The sequence below is a fragment of the Streptomonospora halophila genome, assembly GCF_039542725.1.
Lineage (GTDB): Bacteria > Actinomycetota > Actinomycetes > Streptosporangiales > Streptosporangiaceae > Streptomonospora > Streptomonospora halophila.
In genome coordinates, this window is record NZ_BAABIK010000043.1 from 23,651 (window position 1) to 30,255 (window position 6,605).

Genomic DNA, 6,605 nt, shown 5'->3' on the forward strand with positions numbered 1-6,605 from the left:
TGGCCCTCCGGTGGCTCACGGCTGCGTGTCCGGTCCGCGGTCGCCGCGGGTGGCGTAGGGCTGCGCACGCGGCTGCGGGGGTGCCGGTTCCGCCTCCGGGTGCGCGGCCGCAGGCGCGGCCTGCCGGGGCTCGACGACGGTGCGGGCCAGCGCGAGCGCGGCCTTGAACAGCGGGCGGCGCCCGGGGCGCCGGACCGGGGTCTCGCCGCGCAGGAACGCGGCGCTGCGGGCGTCGGCGGGGATGCGCCCGCTCCACACCGGGAGGCCGAGGACCGAGGCGATCTCGTCGGTCGTTCCGGAACCGCCGGCGACCACGACCCGCAGCCGCGCGACCGTGTCGGCCAGGCCGGCCGCGGACTGCTTGGCGCGCCGCAGTTGGGCGAGGTCGTCGGAGACGACGAGCAGTGCCTCGCCTGCGTGGGCGGCCAGGTGCGCGGTGGGCGTGCGCGGGGCGAGGCGGCCCAGGTCGACGACCAGGGCGGGCCGCCCGCCGTCCGCCGGTTCGCCGGCCAGCGCCGGGTTGTTGGTGGCCAGCAGCTGGACGGCGCCCTGGGCGGCGTCGGCCGATGCGGGGCCGGCGCACACCGGCAGGCCGCCGGGCAGCGCCTGGGTGTGGTCGAGGGGGTCGGCCGCCCGGTGGCGGGTCGCCGCGGCGAGGTCGGTGACGCCGGGCGAGGGGTGCAGCCGGTGCCAGGCGGCGACGTCGCCGCCCGAGGCGTCGGCCTCGACGAGCACCGCGCCGGCGGGCTCGGGCCAGACCGCGGCGAGGGCCGCGGCGGTCACGGTGACCCCGGGCGCCCCGGCCAGCGAGAAGAGCGCGACGGTGCGGCTCATCAGCCCTGCCCCCTCGGCCGGACCTGCACGACGGCGGCCTGGTCGGTGGACGCCGCGGCCGAGACCTGGGCGGCGGCCGCGGCGTCGACGACGAGTTCGACGGAGGCCGACCCGTCGGTCTCGGACAGCTCCACGGACTGGACGCGGGCGGGGTAGGCGGTGACCCCCGCGTGGGCGGAGGCGGCGCCCCCGCCCGCCGCCGAGCCGCCCGCTGTCTCGGACCCGGACGCCCCGGAGCCGCCGGAGGCGGGCGGACCGGAGGAGTCGTCGACCAGGACCACCGAGACCGAGGCGCCCTGCTCCAGCGATGCGGGGAAGCGGCCGGGCGGCAGGACCGCGCCGACGACGGCCTTCCCCTCGGCCGGGTAGTCCGCGCCCGGGCCCAGCGCCGAGGAGGGGAGGACCCCGCCCTCGAGGACGGGGACGGTCAGCGTGCTGCCGACCGCCTCCTGCAGCCGGTCCTCGCCGACGACCGAGACTCCGCTGGTCACCGAGATGCGCGCGACCTCCAGGTCCGCGGCGCTGAGCACGTGGCCGGCGGCGAGGTCGCCCCCGGCCACCAGCACCGCCTGGCGTTCGTCCATCCGGTCGACGGCGACGACGCCGGCGAGGGCGCCGGCGGTCATGATGGCCAGGCCCAGGCCCAGCCAGCGCCATCTCCGGGGGCCGGTGCCCAGCAGGCGCACCTGGGGCGGTGCGGTTGCGGGGCGCGGCTCGGCCGCGGGACGCGCGCCGGTCGTCGTGCTCACCGTGTCCTCCTCGTCGTGGGCATGCCCCGCGGCGCCGCCGCGGGGCATGCGCGGGTCCGCGCACCGGCGCGGGGCCTCACGCCCCGCTCCCGGTCACCAGGCCCTGGGACTCCTGCACCGCGATCTCGACCTGCGACGTGGTCGTCACGGTGTCGAGTTCGCCGGTGTCGCCGTTGGACATCTCCCAGGTGATGTCCCAGCTGATCTCCGCGGTGACGGTGTAGGTGCCGGAGGGCTCGGCCGCCGAGGAGCGGCTGTAGACGTGGCCGCAGTCGGGCGAGGCCTCGTCTGCGGCGTGCACCGCGGGGTCGAATGCGGTTCCGGGGCCCTCGCAGGTGACCTGCGTTCCGTCACCCATGCTCCAGCGGGTGGCGCGCGGGGTGGCGGTCAGCTGGAGCGCCAGTCCGGGCACGTCGGCCTGGGCGGTGGCGGGCCGCCACTCCTCCTCGTCGATCCACAGCCACACCGGGGTCTTGACGAGGACCAGGGCGTCGGGGGACGGGGAGGAGGAGATCTCGGGTCTCGGCAGCCGGAAGGAGTCCAGGGACTCCACGAGCGCCGCCATGGGGTCCGCGGTCTGCTCGCCGCCCTCGTCGCCGCCCTGGCTGTAGTCGACGGACTCCCAGTCGATCGCGTCCCAGTCGACCGCGTCCCAATCCACGGCGTCCCAGTTCACGGCGTCCCAGTCGGTGCCGCCCGCGCCCTGCCCGCCGGAGGACTCCGGTGCCGCGGGCCGCCCGCCGCCGTCGCCCGGGGCGGCGGCGTCGCGCTGCAGCCAGCGCAGCATGATGTCGCAGCCGGCGCCGCCGTCGGTGCCGCACTCGACGGTGCTGAGGAACGAGTCGCCGTCACCGGGGGCGGCGCGCGCCGGGGCCGAGGCCGCCAACAGGACCACGGCGGTCGCGAGAGAGACGGTTCCTGGTGCTTTCAGCATGTTCCCGGCTCCCATATCCGCATTTCACTGACACGCCAGACGAGCCCGTCGTGCACCAGTCCGGCCTCCACCTTGCGCGGCCCCGCGGCCGTGGCGGGGCCCGCGCCCAGGTTCCAGCCGGAGTCGTCCAGGCAGTCGGTGACGCTGGCGCGGTCCTTGCTCTCGATCTCCACCTCGGGGTCGAGCACCGGCTCCCCGGTGACCTCGGTTCCGTCGGCCCCGGCCAGCGCCTCGCTGAGCAGCAGGAGGGCGGCGCCGGTGGCGTAGCGGTCGAGCTCGCCGGTGTCACCGCCCCCCTGGTGGGAGGCTGCCGCGGCCTCTTCCCACATCGCGGTGTAGGCGTCCAGCGCCGCCTGCTCCCGGTCGGTGGCGGGGGGAGCGGCGGAGGCCCCGGGCGAGGCGGAGGCCCCGCTGCCGGTGGAGGCGCCGGGACCGGCGGCGCATCCCGCCGCCAGCAGGACGGAGGCCGCGCAGCCGACGACCGCCCGGAGGATGTCCGCGGTCCCGGGACTGCTGCGTCCGGACGCCGGAAGCACAACCGCGGCGCGGGTCGTTGGCTGCATTCGTTCCCATCCCAGGAGTTCCGTCGGCGGCCTCCACCGGAGGGCCCGGGGGCCGTTCCGCCGAACGGCGCGGCGAAAGGAGGGCGGGCCGCGCTCGCCGACCGTGGGGCGGGCGCGGGGGCCGTCGCTCGGGCATCCGGTCGTCGGCCACCGCGCCGCGGAGCGGGCGTGTGTGGTGTTGCCTTTGGTATCCCTTGGCTTTGCGTAACTTTATAGAAGGAGTTTGTGGCAAACAAGTTCTAAGCAACTGAACGCCACACCAAGGCAACTTAAATCACACACACCTCCACCCGTCCACGGGGCGGGAATGGGCCCGTGCGGCGCGGAGGCCGGCGGAATCGCATCCCGCGCCGGCATCGGGCGGCGCTTCCACCGCCGCCCGACCGAGCGGGCGGACGGCCCCGGGGCGGAGCCGGAGGCGGGACCGGGAGGGGGGAGGCCCCGCCTCCGGCACCCGGCCGCGAGGCGGCCGGGCGTGTCAGGGTTCGATCGTCACCTTGATGGCGCTGCCGGAGGCGACCGTCTCGATCGCCTTGGGCACCTCCGCCAGCGGCAGCCGCTCGGTGATCAGGTCGGCCACCGGCACCGCGCCCGAGGCGACCAGGTCCAGGGCGCGCGCGTTGTGCGCAGGGCTGGAGCCGTTCGCTCCCACGATCGACAGCTCGCGGTAGTGCACCGCGTTGGAGTCCAGCGGGATCACCGGATCGTCCTTGGGCAGCCCGCCGAAGAAGCTGATGCGCCCGCGGCGGGCCGCCATACGCACCGCGTCCTGTTGGGCGCGGCCCGACGCCGCAGCGGTGATCACCACGTCCGCGCCCCGGCCGCCGGTCAGGCGCAGCACCTCCTCGACCGGGTCGGTGTCGACGCCCGCGATCGCCGCATCCGGCGAGACGGCCGCGGCCGACATGTCCAGCCGCGCACGGTTCAGCTCGACCAGGAGCACCTGCGCCGCGCCCCGGGCCCGGGCCATGCGCACGTGCATGCACCCGATCGGCCCGGCACCCGTGACCACGACCGTGTCGCCCTCGCCCACGCCCGCGATCTCCTGGCCGTTGAGCACGCACGCCAGCGGTTCGGCGACGGACGCCTCCGCGAACCCGACGCCCTCGGGGATCCGGTTCACCCCGTCGACCGCCAGGACCTTCGCGGGCACCACCAGGTACTCGGCGAACCCGCCGTCGTAGTGGTAGCCCATCGACTCCTGTTCGGGGCAGATCGTCTGCCACCCGCGCCGGCAGTAGGCGCACTCACCGCACGGGATGGCGGCGATCACCTGCACCCGGTCGCCCGGACGCCATCCGGCGACGCCCGATCCCGCCTCCACGACCTCCCCGGCGATCTCGTGCCCGATCACCCGCGGCGGCACGATGTGGTGGTGGCCGTGCCGGTGGATCTTCACGTCGGTGCCGCAGGTGGAGCAGTTGCGGACTCGGATCTTGAGCTCGCCCGGACCGGCCTGCGGTTCGGGCGCCTCCTCCAGGCGGATATCGCCGGGAGCGTAGAAGCGGGCGACCAACATGGCTGCCTTCTCTCTGCTCGTGCTGTGGTCTTCGGCCGGTCTTTCCGGGACGCGGGGCGCGTGCGGCCCGGCTTAGGGCGAGGGCTCGGCGCCGACCGGGGCCAGCAGCTCCACGACGGTCGCCGCGTCCTCCGCCCCGCGCAGCCGCTCCGCCTTCGCCGGGTCCGACAGGACGCGCGCCAGCGCGGCGAGGACACCCGTGTGCTCGTCGCCGTGCGCGGCGATGCCGATCCCGATCACGGCGCGGTTGCCGGCGCCCCAGTCCACGCCCTGCGGGAACTGGACGAACGCCAGCGCGGTTCGCTCGACCAGCGTCCGCGCCGCGTCGGTGCCGTGCGGGATGGCCACGCCCTCGCCGATGTAGGTCGAGACCGACCGCTCGCGCTCGTGCATGGCCGGGAGGTAGGCGGGATGCACCGCACCGAGGCGCAGCAGCAGCCGACCGCACAGGTCCACCGCCTCGGCCTTGTCCCGGGCGGTGCGGCCCAGCCACACCGCCTCGGGGCCGATCCGCAGCTCAGTCGTCAATGGTCTCGCCGGCCCTGACGGCCTGCTCCACGCGGGCGAACGCCGGGTCGCCCATGAACATCTGGAAGCCCACGACGACGGTTCCGGGCCGGGTGGAGCGGGCCCGCGACACCAGGCTGGAGTGGCACAGCACCAGGTCGGCGTCCGCTGGGATCCGGTCCACGGAGGCGTGCTCCACGGTCACCCCGTGCGGCGACAGGGAGCTCGACATCTGCGAGGTGAGGAGGACGCTGCTGCCCATGCCGGCGTCGCAGGCGACGACGACCTTCTTGATGTCGGCTCCGTTGATGCTGCTCATGACTGTGCCTCCGCGTTGGTGTGCTGGGCCTTCTCCTTGTTGCGCTCCGGACGGCCGAAGCCGAGCAGCAGGGAGGCGACGACGAACGAGACGACGGTCGCCGCGGCCACGCCCGCGAGCACGGACAGGTGGCCGCCGCGGGGTGTGACCGCCATCAGGGCGATGATGCTGCCCGGCGACGGCGTCGAGACGGTGCCCGCACCCAGCAGCATGAAGGTCGTCACGCCGGTGATTCCGCCCGCGATCGCGGCCAGGATCAGCTTGGGCTGGGCCAGGATGTAGGGGAAGTAGATCTCGTGGATGCCGCCCAGGAACTGGATCACGATCGCGCCGGGGGCGGTGGAGCGGCTGACCTTGGGGCCGAAGAACATGCAGGCGAGCAGGACGCCCAGGCCCGGACCGGGGTTGGTCTCGATCAGGAACTCGATGGCCTGGCCCGTCTCGGACACCCGGGCGGCGCCCAGTGGCGCGAAGACGCCGTGGTTGATGGCGTTGTTCAGGAACAGCACCTTGGCGGGTTCGACGATGATCGAGACCAGCGGGAGGAGCTGGATGTCGATCAGCGCCTGCACGCCCGCGCCCAGGGCGTTGGTGATCCCCTGGACGACCGGGCCGATGGCGTAGAGGCCGAGGATCGCCGTCGCGCCGCCGAGGATGCCCGCGCTGAAGTTGTTGTAGAGCATCGTGAAGCCGGCGTGGATGCGCGGGAGGGCGACCTTGTCGACCAGCTTCATCAGATAGGCGGCGAGCGGGCCGATGATCATGGCGCCCAGGAACATCGGCACCTCGGAGCCGACCACCACGCCGATGGTGGCGACCGCGCCGACGACGGCGCCGCGCTGCTCGTAGACCAGGCGGCCGCCGGTGTAGCCGATCAGCAGGGGCAGCAGTGTGCCGATCATCGGGTCGACGAGCTGGGCGAGGGTCTCGTTCGGGAACCAGCCGTCGGGGATGAACAGGGCGGTGATGAGGCCCCAGGCGATGAAGGCGCCGATGTTGGGCATCACCATGCCCGACAGGTAGCCGCCGAAGCGCTGGACGGCGGCGCGGGTCGACTCGAACCGGCTGGGGGACTGCTTCGGGGCGTTGCTCGCGGTCGGTTGGGGTTGGGTCATGGGGGAGATCACCTGGCTGCGTGTCGGGGCGGCCCGGGAGCCAACGGCCCGGGGCCCGCGGGGGG

At 74.7% G+C, this 6,605-nt stretch carries 8 protein-coding genes; all 8 read right to left on the bottom strand.

All coding sequences use genetic code 11. The features are described 5' to 3' along the window. Positions 1–15: 15 nt before the first annotated feature. Positions 16–834 (bottom strand): CpaE/TadZ family protein, encoded by an 819-nt coding sequence (locus ABEA15_RS23670; protein ID WP_344147906.1) that lies wholly within the window; start codon positions 832–834, stop codon positions 16–18. Continuing rightward, the gene (locus tag ABEA15_RS23675; protein ID WP_345559168.1) at positions 834–1,583 is read right to left on the bottom strand and encodes an SAF domain-containing protein; all 750 of its coding nucleotides are present in this window, start codon (positions 1,581–1,583) and stop codon (positions 834–836) included. Before ABEA15_RS23675 ends, ABEA15_RS23670 begins: the two co-directional genes overlap by 1 nt. Positions 1,584–1,659: 76 nt before the next feature. After that, entirely contained in the window at positions 1,660–2,517 is an 858-nt protein-coding gene (locus ABEA15_RS23680; RefSeq protein ID WP_345559170.1) for a hypothetical protein, read from the bottom strand. Beyond that, entirely contained in the window at positions 2,511–3,080 is a 570-nt protein-coding gene (locus tag ABEA15_RS23685) for a hypothetical protein (RefSeq protein ID WP_345559172.1), read from the bottom strand. Before ABEA15_RS23685 ends, ABEA15_RS23680 begins: the two co-directional genes overlap by 7 nt. A 478-nt stretch (positions 3,081–3,558) precedes the next feature. Continuing rightward, a complete protein-coding gene (locus tag ABEA15_RS23690; RefSeq protein WP_345559174.1) occupies positions 3,559–4,599 on the bottom strand; it encodes a zinc-dependent dehydrogenase in 1,041 nt (346 codons plus the stop codon). Between the two features lie 72 nt (positions 4,600–4,671). Then, a complete protein-coding gene (locus tag ABEA15_RS23695) occupies positions 4,672–5,127 on the bottom strand; it encodes a PTS mannitol transporter subunit IIA (protein ID WP_345559176.1) in 456 nt (151 codons plus the stop codon). After that, positions 5,117–5,425, bottom strand: a complete 309-nt coding sequence (locus tag ABEA15_RS23700; protein ID WP_345559178.1) for a PTS sugar transporter subunit IIBC family protein — start codon at positions 5,423–5,425, stop codon at positions 5,117–5,119. Before ABEA15_RS23700 ends, ABEA15_RS23695 begins: the two co-directional genes overlap by 11 nt. Further along, complete coding sequence (gene mtlA, locus ABEA15_RS23705; RefSeq protein WP_344147886.1) at positions 5,422–6,540, bottom strand: mannitol-specific PTS transporter subunit IIC; 1,119 nt, start codon at positions 6,538–6,540, stop codon at positions 5,422–5,424. The genes ABEA15_RS23700 and mtlA overlap by 4 nt, the downstream gene beginning before the upstream one ends. Positions 6,541–6,605: the final 65 nt, after the last annotated feature.

Bases quoted from the DNA above. Each gene is read 5' to 3' on its own strand.
- ABEA15_RS23670 (WP_344147906.1), bottom strand. From the start codon at position 834: ATGAGCCGCACCGTCGCGCTCTTCTCGCTGGCCGGGGCGCCCGGGGTC.
- ABEA15_RS23680 (WP_345559170.1), bottom strand. From the start codon at position 2,517: ATGCTGAAAGCACCAGGAACCGTCTCTCTCGCGACCGCCGTGGTCCTG.
- ABEA15_RS23685 (WP_345559172.1), bottom strand. From the start codon at position 3,080: ATGCAGCCAACGACCCGCGCCGCGGTTGTGCTTCCGGCGTCCGGACGC.
- ABEA15_RS23690 (WP_345559174.1), bottom strand. From the start codon at position 4,599: ATGTTGGTCGCCCGCTTCTACGCTCCCGGCGATATCCGCCTGGAGGAG.
- ABEA15_RS23700 (WP_345559178.1), bottom strand. From the start codon at position 5,425: ATGAGCAGCATCAACGGAGCCGACATCAAGAAGGTCGTCGTCGCCTGC.
- mtlA (WP_344147886.1), bottom strand. From the start codon at position 6,540: ATGACCCAACCCCAACCGACCGCGAGCAACGCCCCGAAGCAGTCCCCC.